We start from the raw sequence: 22,938 nt of genomic DNA, 5'->3' as shown, positions 1-22,938 counted from the left end.
TGACCGACTCGACCGAGCACCCCTCAGGGCGCCGTCCGCCGCCACGGGTGCAGCGTCTCCAACTCCTCCGCCAGCTCCAGCAGGTCCCGCTCCCCGCCGGGACGGCTCACCAGCTGTACGGCACAGGGCGCGCCCGAGGGGAGCGTGCCGAACGGGACCGACATGGCCGGCCAGCCGGTCAGGTTCCAGGGCGGGGTGAACGGCGAATAGGCGGTGTTGGCCAGGATGTTGCGCAGCCAGCCGCGCTCGTGCCACGGGCCCGCCTTGGGGGAGCGGCGGGCCAGCGCCGGAGTGAGCAGCACATCGTGCTCGGCGAAGAACGGCGCCAGGCGTGCGCGCAGCCGCTCACGGCTGTCGCCGGTGCGGACGCTGCGGACGAAACGCCGGCCCACCGCCGCGTGCACCCGGGTGCGCCGGACCAGCAGCGCCGGATCCAGCCCCTCCGCATCCACCGCCGTACCCGCCGTCCAGTGCTGGAGCGCCGTCACGCCCAGGGAGAGGGGGTACGGCGGCTCGGCCCGCCGCACCCGGTGCCCGGCCCGCGCCAGCACCCCGGCCGCCTCCCGGACCGCGGTCGTGTACGGCTTGCTCACGCTCACCCCGGCGAGCGGACTGCGCAGGGCGACGGCGATGCGGCGCGGCGTCCGCTGCTCCTGCCCCGTGAATTCCGAGTCCGCGAGAACGGACAGCATCAGCCGCAGATCCTCGACCGTCGTGGCCAGCGGTCCGTTCTCGGACATGCCGAACCAGTCGCCGTTGCCGATCCCGGCCGGCACCACCCCGAGCCCCGGCTTCAGCGTGACCAGCCCGCAGTTGGCCGCCGGGATGCGCAGCGAGCCCATGCCGTCGTTGCCGAGGGCGATCGGCACCAGCCCCGCGGCCACCGCCGCCGCGCTGCCGCCGGAGGAGCCGCCCGCCGTGCGGGAGGTGTCCCACGGATTGCGGGAGGTGCCGTACACGCCCTCGGTCGTACCGAAGACGCACAGTTCGGGCACGTTCGTCAGGCCCACGACCACGGCACCGGCCGCCCGCAGCCGGGCCACCGTGACATGGTCCTCGGCGGCCGGGGCGTCCGCGGTCGCACGGGACCCGTCGCGATGGGACTCGCCGCGCACCGCCACGTTGTCCTTCACCGCCACGGGCACCCCGGCGAGCGGCAGATCCGCCAGCTCCGGACGGGATCCCACCGCGTCCGCCTCGCTGAGCGCGGCCTCCGCCCGGACCTTGCGGAACGCCCCTGTCAGGCCGTCGGTCCGCTCGATCCGCGCGAGGTGTTCCGCGACCACCTCGCGCGGCGTGACCCGCTTCTCGCGTACGGCGGCGGCGATCTCGGCGGCGCTCCGCCCGGCCCAGTTGCTCACGTCTGCTCCTCGGCTGCTCGTCGGTACGTTTCATCGTGCAGAGACCGAGGTGGGCCTCGGCGGTCTTACGCAGGGGTGCCTTATCCGTCGCCGTCCGGCAGGTCCAGGGCGACGGTCGCCTTGGACGCCCCGGCCCCTCACCAAGTCGGCCGGAGGGCCATCGTATGCCTGGCCGATCTCTCAAGACGCCTGTTCGCCAGGCCAGTTGTGGCCGGGAACGGCCGCCGTACTGCCCCGGCCCGTGAGGTGCGGCACGGGCACTCCCACCGCGCGGGCCGCGTGTCCGTCCAGCAGGGCGAGCAGTTCCCGGGCCGCCGTACGGCCGAACTCCGCGCTGTCGCGGGAGAGCGCGGACAGCCGCGGGGTGACCATGCGGCACAGCGCCGAGTCCTCCCAGGACACCACCGACACGTCCTGCGGGACCCGGAAGCCGAGGTCCGACGCGGCGGCGACACCGGCGACGGCCATCACGTCGTTGTCGTAGATGAGGGCGGTCGGGGGCGGGGACCCGCCGAGCATCCGGCGGGTCACGGCGGCGCCCTCGGTGTCGGAGTAGTCGGTGGTCACCGAGCGGACCTCGGTCAGGGAGCGGCGTTCCGCCTCCGCGCGCAGGGTGGCGATCCGGCGCTGGGTGTGGGCGAGGCCGGGGAGCCCGGCGATGTGGACGATCCGGCGGTGGCCGAGGGCCGTCAGCTCGTCCACGACGGAGGCCATCGCGCCGGCGTCGTCGGCCCAGACCGTGGACAGGCCGGGGTGGCGTACGTCGGGCGCGCCGCCGATCACCACGGCGGGCAGGCCGAGTTCGTCCAGCAGGTCGGGCCGCGGGTCCTCGGTGCGCGGGTCGGCCACCAGGACGCCGTCCACCCGGTGCTCCGCCCACCAGCGCCGGTACACCGCGCACTCGTCGGCCACGTCCTCGGCGACCTGGAAGAGGAGCCCGAGGTGGCGTTCGGCGAGCACTTCCTGGATGCCGGAGACGAGTTGGAGGAAGAAGGAGTCGACGCCCAGGGTGTCCGCGGGGCGGGCCAGGACGAAGCCGACGGTGGCCGCTCCTTCGCCGGACAGGGCGCGGGCCGCCGTGCTGGGCCGCCAGCCGAGCTGTTCGGCGACGCGGCGCACCCGGGCGCGGGTGGCCTCGGAGACTCCGGGGCGGCCGTTGAGCGCGAAGGAGACGGCGCTCTCGGAGATTCCGGCGCGGCGCGCGATGTCCTTCATCGTCGGCCGGCGTGCGGGTGATCGTTTCTCCGGCACCGCGACGCTCCCCCTCGGACGGTACGGTCCAAGCCAACTGCTAATGCGCTTGAGCACTTTTACCCTAAAGCGCATTAGTGATCGGCGGCAATACCTCCAACTCGCCACTGTGAGCAGGGGTTTTGAGCCACTAATGACTTTAGCTGAGTCGACTCCATTGACGATGCCCGGAATCGGCGTGCAAGGTCTGGCCCGGCACCTCAAGCCAACCTTCGCTGCAAAGGAGCCCAGCCGCCGTGCGCATCTCCCGCAGAATTTTCGCCGCCGCTGCCGTCGCCCTCGTCCTGCCGCTGAGCGCCTGTGGTTCGGGGGACGACGACGGGGGAGCGAAGGACGCCTCCGGCAAGGTCGAGGGCGACATCACCTTCCAGACCTGGAACCTGCGCGCCAACTTCAAGTCCTACTTCGAGGGCGTGATCGCGGACTTCGAGAAGAAGTACCCCGGCACCCATGTGAAGTGGATCGACCAGCCCGCCGAGGGCTACCCCGACAAGATCAGCGCGGACGCGGCGGGCGGCACCCTGCCCGACGTCGTCAACGTCTCCCCGGACCTGGTCGCCCCGCTCGCCAAGGCCGGACTCGCCCTCGACCTCGACAAGGCGGCCGGCAAGTACAAGTCCGAGTACCTGGACGGGGCTTGGGCCAGCCACCAGGTACCGGGGCTCAGCGGCACGTACGCCTTCCCGTGGTACCTGAACACCGGGCCGCTCTTCTACAACAAGTCCCTGTTCGAGAAGGCCGGACTCGATCCCGAGACGCCCCCGAAGACGTACGACGAACTCTTCGCCGACGCGCTGCAGATGGCTGAGAAGAGCGGCGGCAAGGTCGCCACGCTCGCCAACGTGCCCACCATCGAGGACTTCGGGCGGTACGGCGTCCCGCTGATGAACAAGGAAGGCGACGGATTCGCCTTCAACGACGCCAAGGGCGCCGAACTCCTCGCCAAATACAAGGAGTTGTACGACGCCAAGGCCCTCGACCCGCAGGCGCTGACCGCCACCCCGGAGTCCTCCGGCAAGAAGTTCCTCACCGAGGCCGTCGCCATGAACCCCGGCAGCGCCCTGGACCTCGGCAATTTCAAGAAGAACGCGCCGGACCTCTACAAGAACATCGGGATCACCGACCAGATCTCCAGCACCGGGCACGTCAACATGTACGTGATGGGCGTGATGGTCAACTCCCGTACCAAGCGGACCCCGACGGCCATCGCCTTCGCGCACTTCGTCACCGACGCGCAGAACCAGATGTCCTTCGCCAAGAAGGTCGCCATCTTCCCGAGCACCGCCGGCTCCCTCGCCGACCCCTACTTCACCAAGCAGGACGGCACCGACGAGACGCGCGTGCGCATCGCCGCCGCCACCTCGCTGAAGAACGCGGTGAACTACACGCCGGTCCTGTTCAGCGACCAGATGAAGACCGCCCTGCGCAACGAGGTCGCCAAGGCGTTGCAGGGCAAGGAGAGCCCCAAGGTAGCGCTTGACAACGCTGTCAAGGCCTGCGACCAGCTGCTGAAGCAGCAGGGCTGAGCAGTCGTGGCCACTTCCACCGCTCCCTCCCGGGCGCCCCGGCCAGTCCGGGCGTCCCGGGTGCGGCGGCAACTGCCCAGCAGCCCCTGGCTGTTCGCCGCACCCGGGCTGCTCGTCGTCAGCGCCTTCGTGCTGTACCCGTTCGTGTCGACCGTCGTGAACTCCTTCACCGACCGCCGCACCCTGATCCCGGGCCGCTTCGTCGGCCTCGCGAACTACCGCGAGCTGTGGCACGACGACATGTTCTGGACCGGCCTGCGCAACAGCACCCTGTACATCCTCGGTGTCGTACCGGCCCTGGTGATCCTGCCGCTGCTGCTCGCGCTGCTGGTGCAGAAGAACATCCCCGGCATCACCTTCTTCCGCTCCGCCTTCTACACCCCGGTCGTCGCCTCCATCGTGGTCGTCGGACTGATCTGGGTGTGGCTGCTGGACGAACGCGGGCTGGTCAACTCCCTGCTGGAGGCGGTCGGGATCGGACGGGCCGGGTTCCTCAGCGACCAGTGGCTGCTCCTGCTGAGCGCCATGGCCGTCACGGTGTGGAAGGGCCTCGGCTACTACATGATCATTTACCTGGCGGCGCTGGCGAACGTCCCCCGCGAGCTGCACGAGGCCGCCGCGGTGGACGGCGCCGGACCGGTGCGCCGCTTCCTCAGCGTCACCGTGCCCGCCGTGCGCTCCACCATGCTGCTGGTCGCCGCGCTGTCCTCGGTAGCCGCGTTCAAGGTGTTCTCCGAGGTGTACCTGATGGCGGGCCCGAGCGGCGGCCCGGCCGGCGAGGACACCACACTCGTCATGCTCGTCCAGCGCACCGGCACCGGGCTGACCGGCCGGGTCGGCTACGCCTCCGCGCTCTCCGTCGTCGTGTTCGCCGTCACTGTCGTGCTGATGCTGCTCGTGCTGCGCGCCGACCGCCGGGAGGAGTCGTGAGCGTCCTGGAGAAGGCACGGCCCGTGCGTCCGGCCTCCGAGGCCCGCCGGCCCAGGGTCACCGACGAGCACGGCCGTCGTATCCGGTGGGGTGAACTGCTCTGGCGCTACCTGCTGTTGCTCACCGTTCTCGCCCTCACCGTCGGCCCCTTCCTCTGGCAGCTGTCCACCTCCCTGAAGGGCCCCACCGAGGACATCTTCAGCTCGCCCCCGAAGTTCCTGCCCAGCCACCCGACCCTGCACAACTACGAGCGGGTCGCCGACACCATCCCCGTCTGGGACTACGTCCTGAACTCCCTGAAGGTCGCGAGCGCCAACGTCGTGACCAACTGCGCCGGTTCCGCGCTCGCCGGATACGCCCTGGCCCGGCTGCGCTACCGCGGCCGGCGCGTGACCACGCTGGTCTTCGTGCTGGCGATGCTCGTGCCGGTGGAGGGCATCGTCATCGCCCAGTTCACCACCATGCGCGAACTCGGCCTGAACAACACGCTCGTCGGCGTCGTCCTGCCCGGCGCGGTCGGCGCGATGAACGTCCTGCTGATGCGCAACGCCTTCCGCAACCTGCCGTACGAGATCGAGGAGGCCGCCTACGTCGACGGTGCCAATGTCTGGCAGCGGTTCTGGCGCATCGCGCTGCCGTCGGTCAGGGGCACCCTCGCCGTCGTCGCGATCTTCGCCTTCATGGGCGCCTGGGACGACTTCCTGTGGCCGCTCATCGTGCTGAGCGACCCGTCCAAGTTCACCCTGACCATCGGCCTCAACTATCTGCACGGCACCTTCGCCGATGACGAGCGGATCGTCGCCGCCGGCACCGTCATCGCCGTGGCACCGCTCATCGCCCTGTTCGCCTGCCTGCAGCGGTACTTCTTCCGCGGGGTCGGCGAGGGCGCGGTCAAGGGCTGACCTCTCCGACCCCCCTCCCGCAAGGATCCCGTATGCCCCCTGCCGTGCGCTTCGGCGTCAACTACACCCCGAGTGAAGGGTGGTTCCACCACTGGCTCGACTTCGACCTCGACTCCGTACGTGCCGACCTCGACGCGCTCGCCGCGCTCGGCCTCGACCACATCCGGGTCTTCCCGCTGTGGCCGTACTTCCAGCCCAACCGCGCGCTGATCCGCCCGCGCGCCGTCGACCAGCTCGTGGCCCTCGCCGACGCGGCCGGCGAACGCGGCCTGGACGTCAACGTGGACGGACTGCAAGGCCACTTGAGCAGCTTCGACTTCCTGCCCGCCTGGACCCGCACCTGGCACCGCCGCAACCTGTTCACCGACCCGGACGTGGTCGAGGGCCAGAGCCGCTATCTGCGCACCCTCGCCGCCGCGCTCGCCGACCGGCCCAACTTCCTCGGCATGACCGTCGGGAACGAGGTCAACCAGTTCGCCGCCGGGCCCCATCCCGACCCGGACCGGATCACCGCCGCGGAGGCCGAGCGCTGGCTCGCCCGGCTGCTCGCCGCGTGCGCCGAGGGCGCCCCGGGCCGGACCCACCTGCACGCCTCGTACGACGCCGCCTGGTACCAGGACGACCAGCCCTTCACCCCGGGCCACTCGGCCCGCCTCGGCGCGGTCACCGCCGTGCACTCCTGGGTGTTCAACGGCACCGTCCAGCGCCACGGCCGCACCGCCGTGCCGGCCGAACACCACGCCGCCTACCTCGTCGAGCTGAGCAAGGCCTGGGCCGAGGAGCCGCACCGGCCCGTGTGGCTCCAGGAGGTCGGCGCACCCGCGCCCCTCGTGCCGCCCGAGCACGCCGCGGCCTTCGCCGAGGCGACCGTCCGCCATGTGCTGGACTGCCCCGACCTGTGGGGCGTCACCTGGTGGTGCTCGTACGACGTCTCCCGCGAACTGGCCGACTTTCCCGAACTCGAATACGGACTGGGCCTGTTGACCAGCGAACGGCATCCCAAGGCCCTCGCCCGCGTGCTGGCCGACGCGGCCCGCGCGCACCACGCGTCTCCGGCCGTGCGCGCCACGGCCCTCGTCGTGCCCGCCGACCCGGCCCACCGCTCCCGCTGCGCCCCCGGCGGGCCCGTCTTCGACGCCTTCTTCCGGCTCGTTGCCGACGGGGCCCGCCCCACCACCGTCCTGGACACCCGCGCGGACGACAAGGAACACCTCGCCGCGCGCGGCATCACCGAAGTCGTCACTCCCGGTCAGGTACTCCCCACCCCACAAGGAGGCACCCGCTCGTGAACCCCAGCAGACGCACCGTCCTGATCGCCGGCACCGCCGCGGCCCTGCTCCCGGCCGCTCCCGCCCTGGCCGCTCCCGCCTCGGCCGTGGCCCGTCCGAAGGCCACCACCACCTCGCCGTACGCCTCCTACTGGTATCCGGACTCCCTCCCCTCCGGCAGCCCCGGTACCGGCATCACCTGGCGCAGCCTGAAGACCTGGCGTGCGGCCGACGACCCCGACCTGGCCTTCAACGCCGCGTCCGTACCGCTCGCCACCCGCTTCACGCCGACTCCGGCCAACACCACCGCCCGCTCGGGCCAGGCGCGCATCCAGGCCCTGGTGTCCTTCGGGCCGACCTCCAGCAACCCCGCGCAGGGCTCGGCGACCGCCGACTACTACGCCCTCACCCACTGGGCGTACCTCGACGAACTGGTCTTCTGGGGCGGCTCGGCGGGCGAGGGGCTCATCCTGGCGCCGAACGCGCCGATCGTGGACGCGGCCCACCGGCACGGCGTCCCCGTCCTCGGCAACATCTTCCTGCCGCCCACCGCCTACGGCGGTCAGCTCCAGTGGACCCGCGACCTCGTGCAGAAGGACTCCTCCGGGCACTGTCCGCTCGCCGCGCAACTCGTCGCGGTGGCGCGGGCGTACGGCTTCGACGGCTGGTTCGTGAACGCCGAGACGGGCGGCGGCAACACCGCGCTCGGCAGCGCGATGCTCGGTTTCGTCAAGGAGCTGAAGGCGCTCGCGGTGGCGCAGGGGCAGCGGGTGACCTGGTACGACGCGATGACCGTGAACGGCACCGTCAGCTGGCAGGGCGCGCTGGACAGCCAGAACCAGGCGTTCTTCCAGGCTGCCGACGACATGTTCGTGGACTTCCGCTGGAGCGCGGCCACGCTCGCTTCCTCCGGCACCAAGGCCCAGCGACTGGGCCGCAGCCGCTACGAGTTGTGGGCGGGCATCGACGTCGAGTCGAACGGGTCCGACTCGTACGTGGACTGGGACGCGATCGTGCCGACAGGGAAGGCGCACATCACCTCGATCGGCCTCTACCGGCCCGAGTGGACCCGCAACCACCTGCCCGACACGCAGCGCGGCCCGGGAGACTTCCACGCGGCCGACGACCGGTTCTGGACCGGGCGCTCGCTGGACCCGTCCCGGCCGGACGGCACCGATCCGTGGCGGGCGCCGGCCGTGTCGGTGGCGGACCGGTCGACGGTGACCTCGGTGCCGTTCGCGAGCGTGTTCAACACGGGGCACGGGCTGCGCTGGTACGAGGACGGGGCCGTCACCTCGGACGCGCCCTGGAACCACCTCGGGCTCCAGGACCGCCTGCCCTCGCGGCGGTGGGCCGTACGGACGGCGGGGCAGCGGCCGACCGTCTCTTTCGACTTCGCGGACGCCTGGCGGGGCGGCAGCAGCGTGCTGGTGGAGGGTGGACTGGATCAACCGGCAGTGGTCGATCTCTACGCGACCCGGCTGCCGATCGGTGTTGACACGGTTGTCGAGCTGACGCACCGGACCGACGCCGGGGCTGTGAACATCGAGCTGGCCGTCGCCACCGCCGAGCCGAGTGGCCCGGGTGCGACACCGCCGTACACCTTTCTGCCTGTGAACTCGGTCAACACCTGGCAGACGACGACTGTACGGCTCACAGGGCTGTCCGGCACCCTCCACGCCCTCGGTGTCCGCCTCACCGCAGTGGGCGGCGGTCCCGTGCGCTGGCGGCTCGGCGGCCTCGCCGTCCGGGACACCGCCCCGACCCCTGCCGCCCCCTCCGACCTGCGGATCACCGCCGCTACCGGGGGCGACCTGCGCTTCGCCTGGAGCGCGGCTCCCGCGCCCGTGCGCCACTACGAACTCCACCGCGTCCTGCCCGACGGCACCCGCCGCTTCCTCGGCGGCACCTGCCAGCGCGCCTTCTACGTGGCCGGTCTCCAGCCCGCACCAGGGGAGACGGCCGCACGATTCGAACTGCGCGGCGTGGGGGAGCTGTACAACACGTCGACTCCGGTGACCGTCACCCACACCTGGTAATCACCCCGGAACCCAGCAGGGAGCATCCCGCATGCATGACGACCGCACGCTGGTGGAAGCCCGCCTCAGACGCGTCCTCGACGAGCGCATCCGCCCCGCCGTGTACCCCGAGTCCGTGCCGCTGCGGGTCGCGGTGTGGCACGCGCCCGGGGAGCCGGTACCGGTCGAGGAAGGGCTCGCCGCCGAGCCCGAGTCGATCGAGGTGGGCGCCAGGTGGGGTGCTCCCTGGGGTACCAGCTGGTTCCGGGTGACCGGGACCGTCCCCGAGGCGTGGGCCGGCAAGACCGTCGAGGCCCTGCTCGACCTCGGCTTCGACGAGAACATGCCCGGCTTCCAGTGCGAGGGCCTGGTCTACCGGCCCGACGGCACCCCGGTGAAGGGCCTCAACCCGCGCAACCAGTGGGTGCGCGTCGGCGCGCCCGTCGAGGGCGGCGAGGAGGTGCGCCTGCACATCGAGGCCGCCTCCAACCCCGTCATCCTCGACTACCACCCCTTCCGGCCCACCTGGCTCGGCGACAAGGACACCGCCGGGCACGAGCCGCAGTACACGCTCACCCGCATGGACCTCGCCGTGTTCGACCGGACCGTGTGGGACCTGGTGCTGGATCTGGAGGTGCTCGGCGAGCTGATGGCCGAGCTGCCGGTGGACTCCGCGCGCCGCTGGGACATCCTGCGCGCCGTCGACCGGGCCCTCGACGCCGTCGACCTGCAGGACGTGGGCGGTACGGCGGCCAGGGCCCGTGCGCAGCTCACCGAGGTGCTGGCCGCCCCGGCGGTTCCGTCCGCCCACCGCATCCGCGCCGTCGGGCACGCGCACATCGACTCGGCGTGGCTGTGGCCGCTGCGCGAGACCGTCCGCAAGGTGGCCCGTACGACGTCCAACATGACCGCGCTCATCGAGGACGAGCCGGAGTTCGTCTTCGCCATGTCCCAGGCGCAGCAGTGGGCCTGGGTGAAGGAGCACCGGCCCGAGGTGTGGGCGCGGGTGAAGAAGGCGGTGGCGGAGGGGCGGTTCGTGCCGGCCGGAGGCATGTGGGTGGAGTCGGACACCAACATGCCGGGCTCGGAGGCGATGGCCCGTCAGTTCGTGCACGGCAAACGGTTCTTCCTGGACGAGTTCGGCATCGAGAACGAGGAGGCCTGGCTGCCCGACACCTTCGGCTTCGCCGCCGGACTTCCGCAGATCATGAAGGCGGCCGGCTCCAAGTGGCTGCTCACGCAGAAGATCTCCTGGTCGCAGACGAACAAGTTCCCGCACCACACCTTCCGCTGGGAGGGCATCGACGGCACCCGGATCTTCACCCACTTCCCGCCCGTCGACACCTACAACTGCTCGATGAAGGGCAGCGAAATCGCCCACGCGGCACGGAACTTCAAGGAAAAGGGCAAGGCCCGGCACTCTCTTGCGCCCACCGGCTGGGGCGACGGGGGTGGCGGTACGACCCGGGAGATGGTCGCCAAGGCGGCCCGGCTCCGCGACCTCGAAGGCTCGGCCACCGTCGCCTGGGAGACACCCCGGGCGTTCTTCCGGAAGGCCGAGGCCGAGTACCCCGAACCGCCGGTCTGGGTCGGTGAGTTGTACCTCGAACTGCACCGCGCCACCCTCACCAGCCAGGCGAAGACCAAGCAGGGCAACCGCCGCAGCGAGCACCTGCTCCGCGAGGCCGAACTGTGGGCGGCCACCGCCGCCGTACGCACCGGATTCCCGTACCCCTACGAGGAGTTGGACCGCATCTGGAAGACGGTCCTGCTGCACCAGTTCCACGACATCCTGCCCGGCTCGTCCATCGCCTGGGTGCACCGGGAGGCCCGGGCGACGTACGAGCGGGTCGCCGCGGAACTGAACGACATCATCGCCGCGGCCCAGCGCGCCCTGGCGGGCGAGGGGAAGACCCCCCTCGTCTTCAACGCCACCCCGCACCCGCGCGCCGGCGTCCCGGCCGGCGGGGCGGCAGCGCCCCGGAGGGAGGGCACCACGTCGCTCGCGCCGCGCCCGGACGGCGGACACCTCCTGGACAACGGCCTGCTGCGGATCGGGATCGACGCCAGGGGCCTGGTCGTCTCCGCCTACGACATCGAGGCCGACCGCGAGACGGTCGCGCCCGGCGCCGCCGCGAACCTCCTCCAACTCCACCCCGACTTCCCGAACATGTGGGATGCCTGGGACGTGGACGAGTTCTACCGGAACACGGTCACGGACCTGACGGACGCCGACGAGGTGACCGTAGGAGAGGACGGGGCGTCGGTGCGGATCGTACGGTCCTTCGGTGCCTCCCGCGTCATGCAGGTGCTGTCGCTGCCGCCGGGGGAGCGGCGGCTGGACATCGACACCGAGGTCGACTGGCACGAGACGGAGAAGTTCCTGAAGCTGGCCTTCCCGCTCGACCTGCACGCCGAACGGTACGCGTCGGAGACCCAGTTCGGGCACTTCTACCGGCCCACGCACACCAACACCTCCTGGGAGGCAGCCAAGTTCGAGGCCTGCAACCACCGTTTCGTGCACCTGGCCGAACCGGACTGGGGCGTCGCCGTCGTCAACGACTCGACGTACGGCCACGACGTGACCCGCACGGTCCGCACCGAAGGCGACCGCGGTACGACCACCACGGTCACCACTCTTCGGGTGTCCCTCCTGCGTGCCCCGCGCTTCCCCGACCCCGAGACCGACCAGGGCGTCCACCGCTTCCGGCACGCTCTCATTCCCGGTGCGGCCATCGCCGACGCGGTCCGCGAGGGCTGGCGGATCAACCTGCCGGAGCGGCGCACGACCGGTGCCGGTGAGGTCGAGCCGCTGATCACGGTGGACAACGAGGCGGTCGTCGTCACGGCCGTGAAGCTCGCCGACGACGGCAGCGGTGACGTGGTGGTCCGCTTCCACGAGGCCCACGGAAGCCGGGCCCGCGCGACCCTCACGGCGGGCTTCGCCCTCGCGGACCTGACGGTGACCGACCTGCTGGAACGGCCGCTCGGCGACACCGAGCCACCGGCCCGCGACGGCGACCGGATCACCGTACGCCTGCGGCCGTTCGAGCTGATGACGCTGCGGCTGCGGCGCGCGAGCTGACCCCGAGGCTCATCAGCGCCGGGCCGGTGCCTGCTCCAGCCGTACCGGCGGCATGTAGTCCCGGACGTACGTCCGCTCCCAGCAGGCACCGGTCTCGCGCAGCTCGCGCCAGGTGGTGTACCGGTAGCGGAAGAGGCGGGCGCGGATGCAGCGGGGCGGGGTGTCGGGGGGGAAGGGGGAGCGGCGCAGGAGGCGGAGGGTGTCGCGGTCGTTGTCCAGCAGGCGCTCCACCAGCCCCCCGAACCATTCCCCGGCATAGGCCGGCGACAGCGCGGCGAACCACATCAGCCAGTCCAGGCGCAGATGGTAGGGCGCGAACTGGCGCGGCCAGTGGCGTGGGTCGCCGGGCTTGCCCTTGAACTCGTACTCCCGCCAGTCGGAGTCCTCGTGCGGTAGTTCGTCCAGCGTGCCCTCCACCACCACCTCGTAGCGGACGCGGCTGACGCTGCCGAAGGCGCCGTAGGTGTTCACCAGGTGCAGCGGGTCGAAGGAGCGGTTCATGATCTGGCGGCGGGAGATCATGTTCATCACCGGGTTGCGGCTCAGGTACACCAGGAGCGCGGCGACGGCGAGCACCACGATCTCGTACCACAGGGGTGCGGCGGGCACGGACGGGGCGGTGGTGGGGAGCCGGAGCGCGGACAGCGCCAGCACGACGGTGATCCAGTTCAGCCAGGAGAAATTACCCGAAAGCACCAGCCACAGCTGGGTGACGATCATCAGCGCGGCGGCGGCCGAGGCGATCGGCTGGGGTGTGAACAGCAGGACGGGCACACCCAGTTGGGTGAAGTGGTTCGCGGCCACCTCCACCCGGTGCAGCGGCTTCGGCAGGTGATGGAAGAACCAGCTCAGCGGGCCCGGCATCGGCTGCGTCTCGTGGTGGTAGTACAGGCAGGTCAGCTTCCGCCAGCACGCGTCACCGCGGATCTTGATCAGCCCGGCGCCGAACTCGACGCGGAACAGGATCCAGCGCAGCAGGAACAGCACGACGACCGGCGGCGCGACCTCGTCGTTGCCGAGGAACGCGGCCAGGAAACCGGCCTCCAGGAGCAGCGACTCCCAGCCGAACGCGTACCACGTCTGGCCCACGTTGACGATCGACAGGTACAGCGCCCACGGCACCAGCCACAGCACCACCCCGGCCCACAGCGGCAGCTGGGAGTCGGCCCCGGCCAGCAGGGCGGCGGAGACCGCGCAGCCCGTCCAGGCGCAGGCGGCGAAGAAGCGGTCCGAGTAGCGAAGCTGAAACAGGCTCGGTGCCCGTTTGAAGGGCACCCGCGCCACGTAGCGGGGGATCGGCAGCATGCCGCGCTCGCCCAGCAGCGCCCGGAACTGCAAGGCCGCCGTCAGGAACGCGACCAGGTACAGGGCGGCCAGAGCCCGCTGCAGGACCAGCCGGCTCAGCCAGTACTCGGGTGCGGTGAACCAGTTCACGGCCGTGTGCTCCCTGCCTCCATTGTGGCCATCGTGACGATCGCGCCCCAAGCGGCACCGGGCCTCGTCACCCTGTGTACCACGGCGCTCCGCTTGCGTGACCTGAGCCGGTGAAGCAGACAATAGGGGACGAACTGGCCATCGAGCGGATGCGGGAGAACACGGTGCGGATACCCGCCGGATCCATCGTCACGGCCTGCGCGCTCTCGTTCGCGCTCCTCGTCTCCGGCTGTGTCGGACAGAGCGTGCGGGAGACCGGGCCGGGCGGCGAGGTCGTCCTCCAGCCCGCGGCGGACCAGGGCCCCGCCCCCTTCATCGACTCCACGGACGCCCACACCCCCGTCAGCCCACCGCCCACGGCGACGACGCCGACGAGGCCGGCGATGCCGACGATGCCGATGGCGCCGACGATGCCGAGTTCGTCGGGTTCGTCGAGGTCGTCGGATCCGTCGGAGGTGCCGCAGCGCGCCGGCGGGGCCGAGCCGCCGCGCTCGGTGCGCGCCCTCTCCGGCGCGACCCCCGGGCTGTACAGCGGCACCGCACACACCTCCGGCTGCGACGTCGAGCGGCAGATCGGCCATCTGGCCGCCGACCGGGCCAAGGGCGACGCCTTCGCCCGTGCGGCGGGCATCTCCCGCGCGGCGATCCCCGGCTATCTGCGCGGCCTGGCGCCGGTCGTGCTGCGCGCCGACACCCGGGTCACCAACCACTACTACCAGGACCGGCAGGCGTCCGGGTTCCAGTCCGTCCTGCAGGCCGGCACCGCGGTCCTCGTCGACAGCCGGGGTGTGCCGCGCGTGCGCTGCGCCTGCGGCAACCCGCTGAAGCCGCCCGAGTCCATCCGCGGCATGCCGACCGCCCGGGGCACCGCCTGGTCCGGCTACCGGCCCAACGATGTGATCATGGTGACCCCGGCGTCCCGGGCCATCACCGCCATCACGGTCGTCGACACCAAGACGGACACCTGGTTCGAGCGGCGGATCGGCCACGACGTCGGCCAGGACCACGTCGTACCCGCACCGGCCTGGGCGACGCCGCCCGCGGGCACCGAACCCCCGCGCCTCGGCCGGCCGAGCCAGAGCCCGAGCCCGAGCGGGACCGGCAGGTTCCCGGGCTTCGAAGCGTCGCTCCCTGCGGCCACGGCCGGCAACCATACCGACCCGGCCGTTGCCTCTACCGGTCCGGCGGATTCGGGCATCCCGGCCCTCGGCACGACCGCCCCGCAGGACCCGCCGTTCCCCGACTCCTCCCCGGACGGCTCCACTCCGGACACCCCGCAGGGGATCGGCCCGCCGGACGTCCCCGGCATCTCCGACCTGCTGGACATCGGCGGCCTGATCCCCGACGGCACGCCCGCGGTCAGCACGCCCGTCGTCCGCACGTCCACCGAGCCCGGTTCGACCGGCAGCGGCACCGGGAGCATCTTCGACAGCCCCACCGGCGTCCTCGGGAACTGAGCGCGACCGCGTAAGGTGTTCGACCTGCTTCCCCAGGGAGTACGGCTCGACGAGGTCGTCTCCCGGGCCCCGAGGAGTTCACCGAGAACTGCCCTACAGCGACCGGGCGCGGCTTCTCCGCGGAGGAGCGGGCCGTGCTGGTCGCACTCGGCAGCTGCATCGCGCAGAGCCTGCAGCAGGCGATGCTGCCCCGCACCATCCCCAGCGTGCGCGCCGACGTCGCTGTCCGCTTGGGGGTACCCCCTCTGGGGGAGGCCGGATCTCGACACCGACCGCTTCGCCACCTGCCTGTACGCGCAGGCCGACCTGTCCACTGGCGTCGTCCAGCTGGTCCGCGCCGGGCAGATCGACTCGCTGCTCCGGCACACCGACGGCACCTGCCACCGCGTCCCGGTCGGATGGCACGCTGGACGTATGCCGGAACTGCCCGAGGTAGAAGCGCTGAAGGACTTTCTCGCCGAGCACCTGGTCGGGCGGCGGGTGGTGCGGGTGCTGCCGGTTGCCGTCAGTGTGCTGAAGACGTACGACCCGCCGGTCACCGCCTTCGAGGGTGGCGAGGTGACCGCCGTGCGGCGGTACGGCAAGTTCCTGGACATCGGGGCAGACAGCGGGCTGCACCTGGTGATCCACCTGGCCCGCGCGGGCTGGCTCCAGTGGAAGGACCGGCTGCCGGACGGCCTGCCCCGGCCCGGCAAGGGGCCGCTGGCCTTGCGCGCGGCGCTGGAGACCGGGGAGGGCTTCGACCTCACCGAGGCCGGCACGCAGAAGCGCCTTGCGGTGTACCTGGTCCGGGACCCGGGGGACGTCCCGGGTGTCGCCCGCCTCGGCCCCGACCCGCTCGCCGCGGGCTTCGACGAGGACCGCTTCGCCGCCCTGCTCAAGGACGAGCGGCGCCGGCTGAAGGGCGCCCTGCGCGACCAGAGCCTGATCGCGGGTGTCGGCAACGCCTACAGCGACGAGATCCTGCACGCCGCGAAGATGTCCCCCTTCAAACTCGCCGCGTCCCTGACCCCGGAGGAGACCCACCGGCTCTACGAGGCGCTGCGCGGCACACTCACCGAGGCCGTCGAGCGCTCCCGGGGGCTGGCCGCCGGACGCCTGAAGGCGGAGAAGAAGAGCGGGCTGAGAGTTCACGGCCGCGCCGGTGAACCCTGCCCGGTGTGCGGCGACACCATCCGCGAGGTCTCCTTCAGCGACTCCTCGCTCCAGTACTGCCCCACCTGCCAGACCGGCGGCAAGCCCCTCGCGGACCGCAGACTGTCCCGCCTGCTGAAGTAACGGGCCGGCTGAAGCGAGGGGGCGCGTCAGCGCCTGCTGTTGTGGAACCCGATGACCACCGCGCCCCACCAGCAGACCTGGGACACGAGAGCGGTGGCGGCGCCCCAGACGAGCAGCCTCGGGGCGATCGGGGCACCGCGCCGCGCCGCCATGCGCCGGGTGAGGAGCCCGGCCTGCAGGCCGTTGAGGGTGAGGGCGAGCACCAGGGCCAGCTTGGTCCGGGTGAGCGGGGAGCCCATGTCGGGGTGGAGCAGCGCCCCGCTGGCCACCAGTCCGGCGAGCCCGGCCCAGATCGGGACGTGCAGCCGGTTGGTGCTGTTCAGCGCGTCTGCCAGGCTGCACCGGCCCGTGAGCCACAGCAGAGCTTGGTAGTCGACGGCCAGGACGGCCCCGAAGCCGAGGATCAGCGAGGCGAGGTGCACGAACAGCGCGGCGGTGTGCAGGGAGGCGTCCACCTGCACATGCAGCGAGATCCAGGCGCAGGCCATGAGGCTCAGGCAGGCGGCCACGGCCGCACCCCCGACGGTCCACCAGGTGTCGTACAGGCCCAGCCGGGGCAGGGGGCGGGCCTGCGGGGACACGGCTGGCTCGGGAGATGTGGACACGGACGACTCCTAGGGGACTCACAGATCAAGCTGAGGTAAGGCTTACCTAATGTGAATCTTCGGTCAAGTCCGCGTGTCCCGGTCGTGATCTCGGCGTCAGCGTGCTCGCAGTGTCACCAGCCGCTTCCCCTCCGCCGTGCGCACCTCGTAACGGGCGATCTGGTCCGGATGCAGTGCGGCGGAGCCGAGCGTCGTGAGGGGGCGGATGCCGTCGCCGGTGTTGGTCCAGCTGGTGACGACCTGCTCCGAGCCGTCGCGGCCGACGGCCACGAGGCGGCAGGCGTGGACCCCGGAGCCGTCCCTGATCTCCAGCCGCAGCAGGCTGCCCGAGTCCTCGTCCGCCGAGGTGACCCGCGCCCACACGCCCGTGCTGGGGTCGGTCGCCGCGGTGACGTGCGCGGTGCCCTGCGTGCCGCCGCTGTCGTGACCGGCGAACACCACGAGCCCTGGTCCGGCCACGGCCAGTACCACCGAGGCGGCCAGCCCGTACAGGGTGCGGCGGCGTCGTACCCGGCGCCGGTGGGCCAGCTCGCCGAGCAGCCGGTCCAGCAGTCGGGGGCCGGGCTGCGCCATGGGGTGCACAAAGCGCGGCGTGGCCCGGCGGTACAGCAGCAACTGCCGTGTGGTGGGGCCGAATTCGGTCACGTGCGCCGCGCACTGCGGGCACTCCATGAGGTGGTCCTCGAAGCGGAAGGCCTCCGCCTCGTCCAGCACGCCGAGCGCATAAGCGCCGACGTCGCGATGCCATTCCAGGGACCTCATGCCGAATCCTCGTGCCGATGGGTGCGGGTGGGGTTACTCCGTGCTCCCACCCGTACGCAGCCGACAGCCGAATCACTCAAGCCGCGCCCGGAATCGCGGCCAGGGGGCGGCCGAGGGATTCGGAGCGGCCCGGCCCGCGGATTGGTCCGAATCCGCGACCGAATCCGCGACCGGATCCGAGACCGGAAAAGACGGCCCGGAAGAGACGGCTCGGCCCGGACGGCTCAGAAGAGGTGGATCGCCAGATGCCCCAGCGGCAGCCCGAGCCGCCACGCCGGTGTCCACACCTTCGGCCCGTCGTCCTCGCCGAACACCCCGCCGCCCGGCACCGCGTCCAGGTCCGGCGCGAGCAGCTCGGTCTCCTCCAGCCAGCGCCACGCGTCGGAGGCCAGCGCGAGGTCGGGGGAGGGGTCGCCGGACTCGGCCGCCTCGGCAGCCAGCTCGGCCATGCGGGTGCGCACCCAGTCCTGCCACGGCTGGTCGTACGCCGTCAGCGACGCCCAGTTCTCCAGCTGGGAGACCACCCGGATGCCGGAGAGTTCGCCGTCGGTGTCGGACAGGAAGACGGTGAGCGCCAGCGCGTCCCGGCCGGCCCGGAACTCGAAGGACGTCGGCGGCATCAGGTCGCCGGTGCGCAGCAGCTCGTCGGCGATGTACTCGGCGTAGAACCAGGCCATGGGGACCGACAGTTCACCGCCGCCGGTGCCGTCCGTGCTCTCGTACCCTCTGTGCAGCATCCCTTCCTGCCTTCCTCCGGTGCGTGTGCGTCGCCCGAACCTCCGGACCCGGCCCCCCGTCCCGAACGCGAATGAGGACAGCCCATTGCCCGAACGGGGGTCACAGCAAGGCGGTTTACCGAGGTTTGACCCGGCCGTCGGTTTCACCGCAGGTCGGTTGCATAACCCGGAAGAACCCGGCGCAGCGCGCGCAGCGCGTAGTACGCGCGGGATTTCACGGTACCGGGTGGAATGCCGAGAGTTTTCGCCGCTTCCGCCACACTGGCCCCGCGAAAATACACGAGTACCAATACGTCACGGTGTTCCGGCGTGAGTGTCTTCACAGCCTCGCGCACATCGAGCGCCGTGGCGGCCCGCTCGGCGGGGTCGGCGGTCACCCGTGCGTTCTCGGGGACCTCGTCGCCGATCTCGTGGGGCCGCGCCCGCCGGGCCCGCCGGGCGTCGATCGCGAGGCGCCGGCCGACGGTCAGCAGCCAGGGCCGTACGGAGTCGAAGTCGGCGGCGTGCAGCGCCTCGGGATGCTGCCAGGCGCGCACCAGGGTCTCCTGCACGAGGTCCTCGGCGCGCTGCCGGTCCCCGTCGCTGAGCCTCAGCAGCAGCGCGAAGAGGGGGCCGCCGTGCTCGCGCTGGAGCGCGGCCAGTTCGTGCTCGGCGGTCGCCGTCGCGTGGGTGAGTGAGGTTCCGGCCGTCATGGCCGTATGGCAGCGCGGCGCGAGGACGGGGGGCAGGGGGCGCGCACGGCTCTGCGGCGGACGGTCGATCGCGTCGGCGAACGGTGGGACGAGCGGCGCGGCGCAGCACCGGACGGGTTAATGAGGGCGCCCAGGCCGTTTGCATCGCGAGTCAGATTCGTACCCATATGCCTGTCATGAAACGGTCTGCAAATACGAAAATCTCGGGGTGAGCTGATGATCGGACGCAGACACCAGGTGGCGCTGGCCCTGACCGCCGTACTGGCCGCCGCGGCGGCCTGCTCGAACCAGGAGCGCCAGGATTCCGCCGCCCGGGTCGGCCACCCGGCGCCGCCCGCCGCCCGCGCCTTCACCCTCGTCGCCTCCGGTGACGTGCTGCCGGAGACCTCCGTCCTCGACCGGGCGAACTTCGACGCAGGCGGCCACGGCTTCGACTTCCGCCCGATGCTCTCCGGCGTCGAACCCATCGTCTCCGGCGCCGATCTGGCGCTGTGTCACATGGAGACCGTCTACGGCGCCGACGGCGACTACTCGGGCCACCGGATCTTCAAGTCCCCGCCGCAGATCGCCGAGGGCCTCACCGCCACCGGCTACGACAGCTGCTCCACCGCCTCCGACCGAGCCCTGGACGACGGCGACCGCGGCATCCAGCGCACCCTGGATGCCATGGACCGGCTGGGCCTCAGGCACGCCGGAACCGCCCGCACCGAGGACGAGGCCCGCTCCCTGACGCTGCTCCGGGCGGGTTCCGCGAAGGTCGCGCACCTGTCGTACACCTACGGCACCAACGGCAACCCGCTGCCGCCCGGCCGGCCGTGGGCCGTGAACCAGATCGACGAGCAGCGCATGATCGCCGACGCCCGCGCCGCCCGGTGGGCCGGCGCCGACGTGGTCGTCGTCTCCGTGCACTGGGGCACGGCATGGCAAGACGACCCGGACCAGCAGCAGCTCACCCTGGCCCGGCGGCTCACCGCCTCGAAGACCGCCGGCCGCCCCGACATCGACCTGATCCTCGGCACCCATGCCCACGTCCCGCAGGCGTACGAGAAGGTCAACGGCACCTGGGTGGTCTACGGCATGGGTGACCAGATCGCCGGCGAGATGATCAACGACCACGGCGTCGAGGACCGGCGCGGCGACGAGTCCACGATCGGCCGCTTCACCTTCGCCCCGCCCGCCCGGCCCCGGGAGCGCTGGCAGGTCACCAGCGCCGAGTTCATTCCGCAGGTGTACGACCTCGACGCGGGCCGGGTCGTCGACGTCAACGAGGCGATCGGCCACGGCGCCGATCTGACCGCGGCCCGCGACCGGATCCGGGACGTGGTGCTCAGCCGCGGGGCCGCCAAGGACGGACTGGTCATGGGCCAGTGACGGGCCCGGCGCTCACCTGGCGGGCTGCCGTACGGCCAGGGCCGACCGCTTGTAGGAGTAGCCGAAGTAGATCACGCACCCGATCACGAACCACACGGCGAACCGCACCCAGGTCTCCCACCGCAGGAACGTGATCAGCCAGATCGAGAAGACGACACCCAGCGCGGGCACGACCGGCATCCACGGCGTACGGAAGGTGCGCGGCAGGTCCGGCTGCCGGTAGCGCAGCACGATCACCGCCGCGCACACCACCACGAACGCCAGCAGGATGCCGATGTTGGTCAGCTCGGCCGCCGAGCCGATCGGGACGAAGCCGGCGATGAGGGCAGACGCCACGCCGACGATCCAGGTCACCCGGGTCGGCACGTGCCGGGTCGGGTGCGTCTTCGCGAACCACCGGGGCAGCAGGCCGTCCCGGGACATGGAGAACCAGACCCGGGTCACGCCCAGCATGAACGTGAACATCACGGTGAGGATGCCGATGATGGCGCCCACCGCGATCACGTCCGCGAGGCGGGTGAGGCCCACCGACTTGAACGCGGTCGAGAAGCCGCTCTTCGGGTCGATGTGCTTGTAGTTCTGCATGCCCGTCAGCACCAGACAGGCCGCCACGTACAGCACCATCGAGATCGCCAGCGAGTAGATGATCGCCTTCGGCATGTGCCGCTGCGCGTCCTTGGACTCCTCGGCCGCCGTGGACATGGCGTCGTAGCCGAACACCGCGAAGAACACGGTCGCCGCACCCGTGAACGCGCCGCTGATGCCGAACGGGAAGAACGGGTGGTAGTTCGCGGAGCTGATGTGGAACACGCCCACGCCGATCACCAGCAGCACCACCAGCACCTTCAGTGCGACCACGAACGTCTCGAAGCGGGCCGCGCTGCGGATGCCCAGGTTCAGCAGCCAGGCGATCAGCAGGCACAGCACCGCCGCGAACAGGTCGACCCGGTGGCCGTGCCCGGTGCCGGGCGCGCCCAGCATCCAGTGCGGCAGGTTGGCGCCCGTCTCCTGGACCAGGAAGCTGAAATAGCCCGAGATGCCGATCGCGACCACCGCCACGATCGCCGTGTACTCCAGCAGCAGGTCCCAGCCGATGAACCAGCCCGCGAACTCGCCGAGCACCGCGTAGCCGTACGTGTACGCCGACCCCGCCTTCGGGATCAGCCCGGCGAACTCGGCGTACGACAGTGCCGCGCACGCGCTCGCGACACCGGCGATGAGGAACGACACCAGCACCGCGGGCCCGGCCGTGCCGTTGGCCACCGTGCCGGCCAGCGTGAAGATGCCCGCTCCGATGATGCCGCCCACGCCGATCGCGGTGAGCTGCGACAGTCCGAGCGACCGGTCCAGCCGGGGGCCCTCGGCGACCTCGGTCTCCTCGATGTGCTCGATGGGTTTGCGGCGGAGAATTCCTTCACCCATTCGGAGCCTGGCCATATGCCTCACCTCTTCGCCGAAAGCAAACGGCTGACGGCGGATCATGATGGCCCAGGCGTGTCCCGTACGGAAGACGCCACGCACGGCCCACGGCGGGGTCCAGGTGCGGGACGAGGGGCGGGCCGGACGAGCCGGGCGCAGTAAGGCCTCGGCCGGCCCGCCTGCTCGCCACCCGCTAAGGCCGCCGCCGTGACCGCCCTGTGGCGCCCTACGGTACGACCGTCACCGGCCAGCGCCCCGACTTCACCAGCCGCACCGCCACCGAGCCGATGATCCGGTGGCCGGCCTGCTCCGAGGCGCCCACGACCACCGCGTCCGCCTTGAGTTCGTCGGCCGCCTTCACCAGGCCGTTGTAGGGGTCGCCGCGGAAGGTGTGGAACTCCCAGCGCACCTCGAATATCCCCTTGACCCGCTCGGCAGCCTCCCGGATCTGCGTGATCAGGTCCTCGGCGATCTCGTCGGTCGTCTCCGCCACGGGCGCCCCGAACGCCGCCCCGGCCGCCATCACCGGCTGCACGTACACCACGGCCAGCAGCGCGTGCTGCCGCCGGGCGAGCCCACCCGCGTACGCGGCGGCACGCAGCGAGGAATCGGAGCCGTCCACCCCGACGAGGATGACCTTCGGCCCGTCCGTCCCCCGCTCGAACTGATGCGACTGCGAGTGCTGCTCGTGCTGTTCCGTCACGACCCGAGGCTATCGGAACCCCAGCCTCCGGCCCATGATCAGGCCCGTCCGACCGGCGCCGACCGGGGCCCGGCATATGGCGTGGTCCCGCTCGGGCCGGTGCGTGGCCTGGGTCCCCGCCCCTGTCGGAAGCCGTGGC

The 22,938-nt window shown here is 71.5% G+C and carries 18 protein-coding genes; 9 read left to right on the top strand and 9 right to left on the bottom strand.

Annotated elements, in window-relative coordinates; all coding sequences use genetic code 11:
* Nucleotides 1–23: 23 nt before the first annotated feature.
* Complete coding sequence (locus tag ACWD35_RS11480; RefSeq protein ID WP_451350962.1) at nt 24–1,361, bottom strand: amidase; 1,338 nt, start codon at nt 1,359–1,361, stop codon at nt 24–26.
* Between the two features lie 180 nt (nt 1,362–1,541).
* Nucleotides 1,542–2,612: a LacI family DNA-binding transcriptional regulator gene (locus ACWD35_RS11475; RefSeq protein ID WP_451350961.1), complete on the bottom strand. Its 1,071-nt coding sequence runs from the start codon at nt 2,610–2,612 to the stop codon at nt 1,542–1,544.
* A gap of 236 nt (nt 2,613–2,848) precedes the next feature.
* Between ACWD35_RS11475 and ACWD35_RS11470 the strand changes: the two genes are divergently transcribed.
* The 6 genes from ACWD35_RS11470 to ACWD35_RS11445 are packed head-to-tail and all read left to right on the top strand — an operon-like array spanning nt 2,849 to nt 12,341.
* Nucleotides 2,849–4,138: an ABC transporter substrate-binding protein gene (locus ACWD35_RS11470; RefSeq protein ID WP_451350960.1), complete on the top strand. Its 1,290-nt coding sequence runs from the start codon at nt 2,849–2,851 to the stop codon at nt 4,136–4,138.
* A gap of 6 nt (nt 4,139–4,144) precedes the next feature.
* Nucleotides 4,145–5,068, top strand: a complete 924-nt coding sequence (locus ACWD35_RS11465) for a carbohydrate ABC transporter permease (protein WP_451350959.1) — start codon at nt 4,145–4,147, stop codon at nt 5,066–5,068.
* Nucleotides 5,065–5,970, top strand: coding sequence for a carbohydrate ABC transporter permease (locus ACWD35_RS11460; protein WP_451350958.1), 906 nt, complete (start codon nt 5,065–5,067; stop codon nt 5,968–5,970). Before ACWD35_RS11465 ends, ACWD35_RS11460 begins: the two co-directional genes overlap by 4 nt.
* Nucleotides 5,971–6,002: 32 nt before the next feature.
* Nucleotides 6,003–7,259 (top strand): glycoside hydrolase 5 family protein, encoded by a 1,257-nt coding sequence (locus ACWD35_RS11455; RefSeq protein ID WP_451350957.1) that lies wholly within the window; start codon nt 6,003–6,005, stop codon nt 7,257–7,259.
* Nucleotides 7,256–9,277 (top strand): endo-beta-N-acetylglucosaminidase, encoded by a 2,022-nt coding sequence (locus ACWD35_RS11450; RefSeq protein ID WP_451350956.1) that lies wholly within the window; start codon nt 7,256–7,258, stop codon nt 9,275–9,277. The genes ACWD35_RS11455 and ACWD35_RS11450 overlap by 4 nt, the downstream gene beginning before the upstream one ends.
* A gap of 31 nt (nt 9,278–9,308) precedes the next feature.
* A complete protein-coding gene (locus tag ACWD35_RS11445; RefSeq protein ID WP_451350955.1) occupies nt 9,309–12,341 on the top strand; it encodes an alpha-mannosidase in 3,033 nt (1,010 codons plus the stop codon).
* 12 nt (nt 12,342–12,353) lie between these two features.
* On the opposite strand, the gene ACWD35_RS11440 is transcribed toward ACWD35_RS11445, so the two are convergent.
* The gene (locus tag ACWD35_RS11440; protein ID WP_451350954.1) at nt 12,354–13,775 is read right to left on the bottom strand and encodes a lipase maturation factor family protein; all 1,422 of its coding nucleotides are present in this window, start codon (nt 13,773–13,775) and stop codon (nt 12,354–12,356) included.
* A 110-nt stretch (nt 13,776–13,885) separates the two neighbouring features.
* Here ACWD35_RS11440 and ACWD35_RS11435 point away from each other — a divergent pair, with 110 nt between their 5' ends.
* Complete coding sequence (locus ACWD35_RS11435; RefSeq protein WP_451350953.1) at nt 13,886–15,232, top strand: DUF6777 domain-containing protein; 1,347 nt, start codon at nt 13,886–13,888, stop codon at nt 15,230–15,232.
* Nucleotides 15,233–15,646: 414 nt separating this feature from the next.
* Nucleotides 15,647–16,510: an Fpg/Nei family DNA glycosylase gene (locus ACWD35_RS11430; RefSeq protein ID WP_451350952.1), complete on the top strand. Its 864-nt coding sequence runs from the start codon at nt 15,647–15,649 to the stop codon at nt 16,508–16,510.
* Between the two features lie 26 nt (nt 16,511–16,536).
* On the opposite strand, the gene ACWD35_RS11425 is transcribed toward ACWD35_RS11430, so the two are convergent.
* The 4 genes from ACWD35_RS11425 to ACWD35_RS11410 form a co-directional block, all read right to left on the bottom strand.
* Nucleotides 16,537–17,115 carry a hypothetical protein gene (locus tag ACWD35_RS11425; RefSeq protein WP_451350951.1) on the bottom strand — a complete coding sequence of 193 codons (579 nt, stop codon included), beginning with the start codon at nt 17,113–17,115 and terminating at the stop codon, nt 16,537–16,539.
* A gap of 96 nt (nt 17,116–17,211) precedes the next feature.
* Nucleotides 17,212–17,877: a zf-HC2 domain-containing protein gene (locus ACWD35_RS11420; RefSeq protein WP_451350950.1), complete on the bottom strand. Its 666-nt coding sequence runs from the start codon at nt 17,875–17,877 to the stop codon at nt 17,212–17,214.
* A gap of 224 nt (nt 17,878–18,101) precedes the next feature.
* Nucleotides 18,102–18,614 (bottom strand): hypothetical protein, encoded by a 513-nt coding sequence (locus ACWD35_RS11415; protein ID WP_451350949.1) that lies wholly within the window; start codon nt 18,612–18,614, stop codon nt 18,102–18,104.
* Between the two features lie 143 nt (nt 18,615–18,757).
* On the bottom strand, nt 18,758–19,306 hold the full coding sequence (locus ACWD35_RS11410) for a sigma-70 family RNA polymerase sigma factor (RefSeq protein WP_451350948.1): 549 nt from the start codon (nt 19,304–19,306) through the stop codon (nt 18,758–18,760).
* 216 nt (nt 19,307–19,522) lie between these two features.
* Between ACWD35_RS11410 and ACWD35_RS11405 the strand changes: the two genes are divergently transcribed.
* Nucleotides 19,523–20,677, top strand: coding sequence for a CapA family protein (locus ACWD35_RS11405; RefSeq protein ID WP_451350947.1), 1,155 nt, complete (start codon nt 19,523–19,525; stop codon nt 20,675–20,677).
* A 12-nt stretch (nt 20,678–20,689) separates the two neighbouring features.
* Here the strand turns inward: ACWD35_RS11405 and ACWD35_RS11400 are convergent, their stop codons facing one another.
* Nucleotides 20,690–22,114, bottom strand: coding sequence for an amino acid permease (locus ACWD35_RS11400; protein WP_451350946.1), 1,425 nt, complete (start codon nt 22,112–22,114; stop codon nt 20,690–20,692).
* Nucleotides 22,115–22,322: 208 nt separating this feature from the next.
* Nucleotides 22,323–22,799 (bottom strand): universal stress protein, encoded by a 477-nt coding sequence (locus tag ACWD35_RS11395; RefSeq protein ID WP_451350945.1) that lies wholly within the window; start codon nt 22,797–22,799, stop codon nt 22,323–22,325.
* Nucleotides 22,800–22,938: the final 139 nt, after the last annotated feature.

The sequence above is a fragment of the Streptomyces sp. NPDC002671 genome (assembly GCF_053592475.1).
The sequence above is the reverse complement of the archived record's forward strand: the minus strand, read 5'-3'. Positions and strand labels throughout refer to the sequence as shown.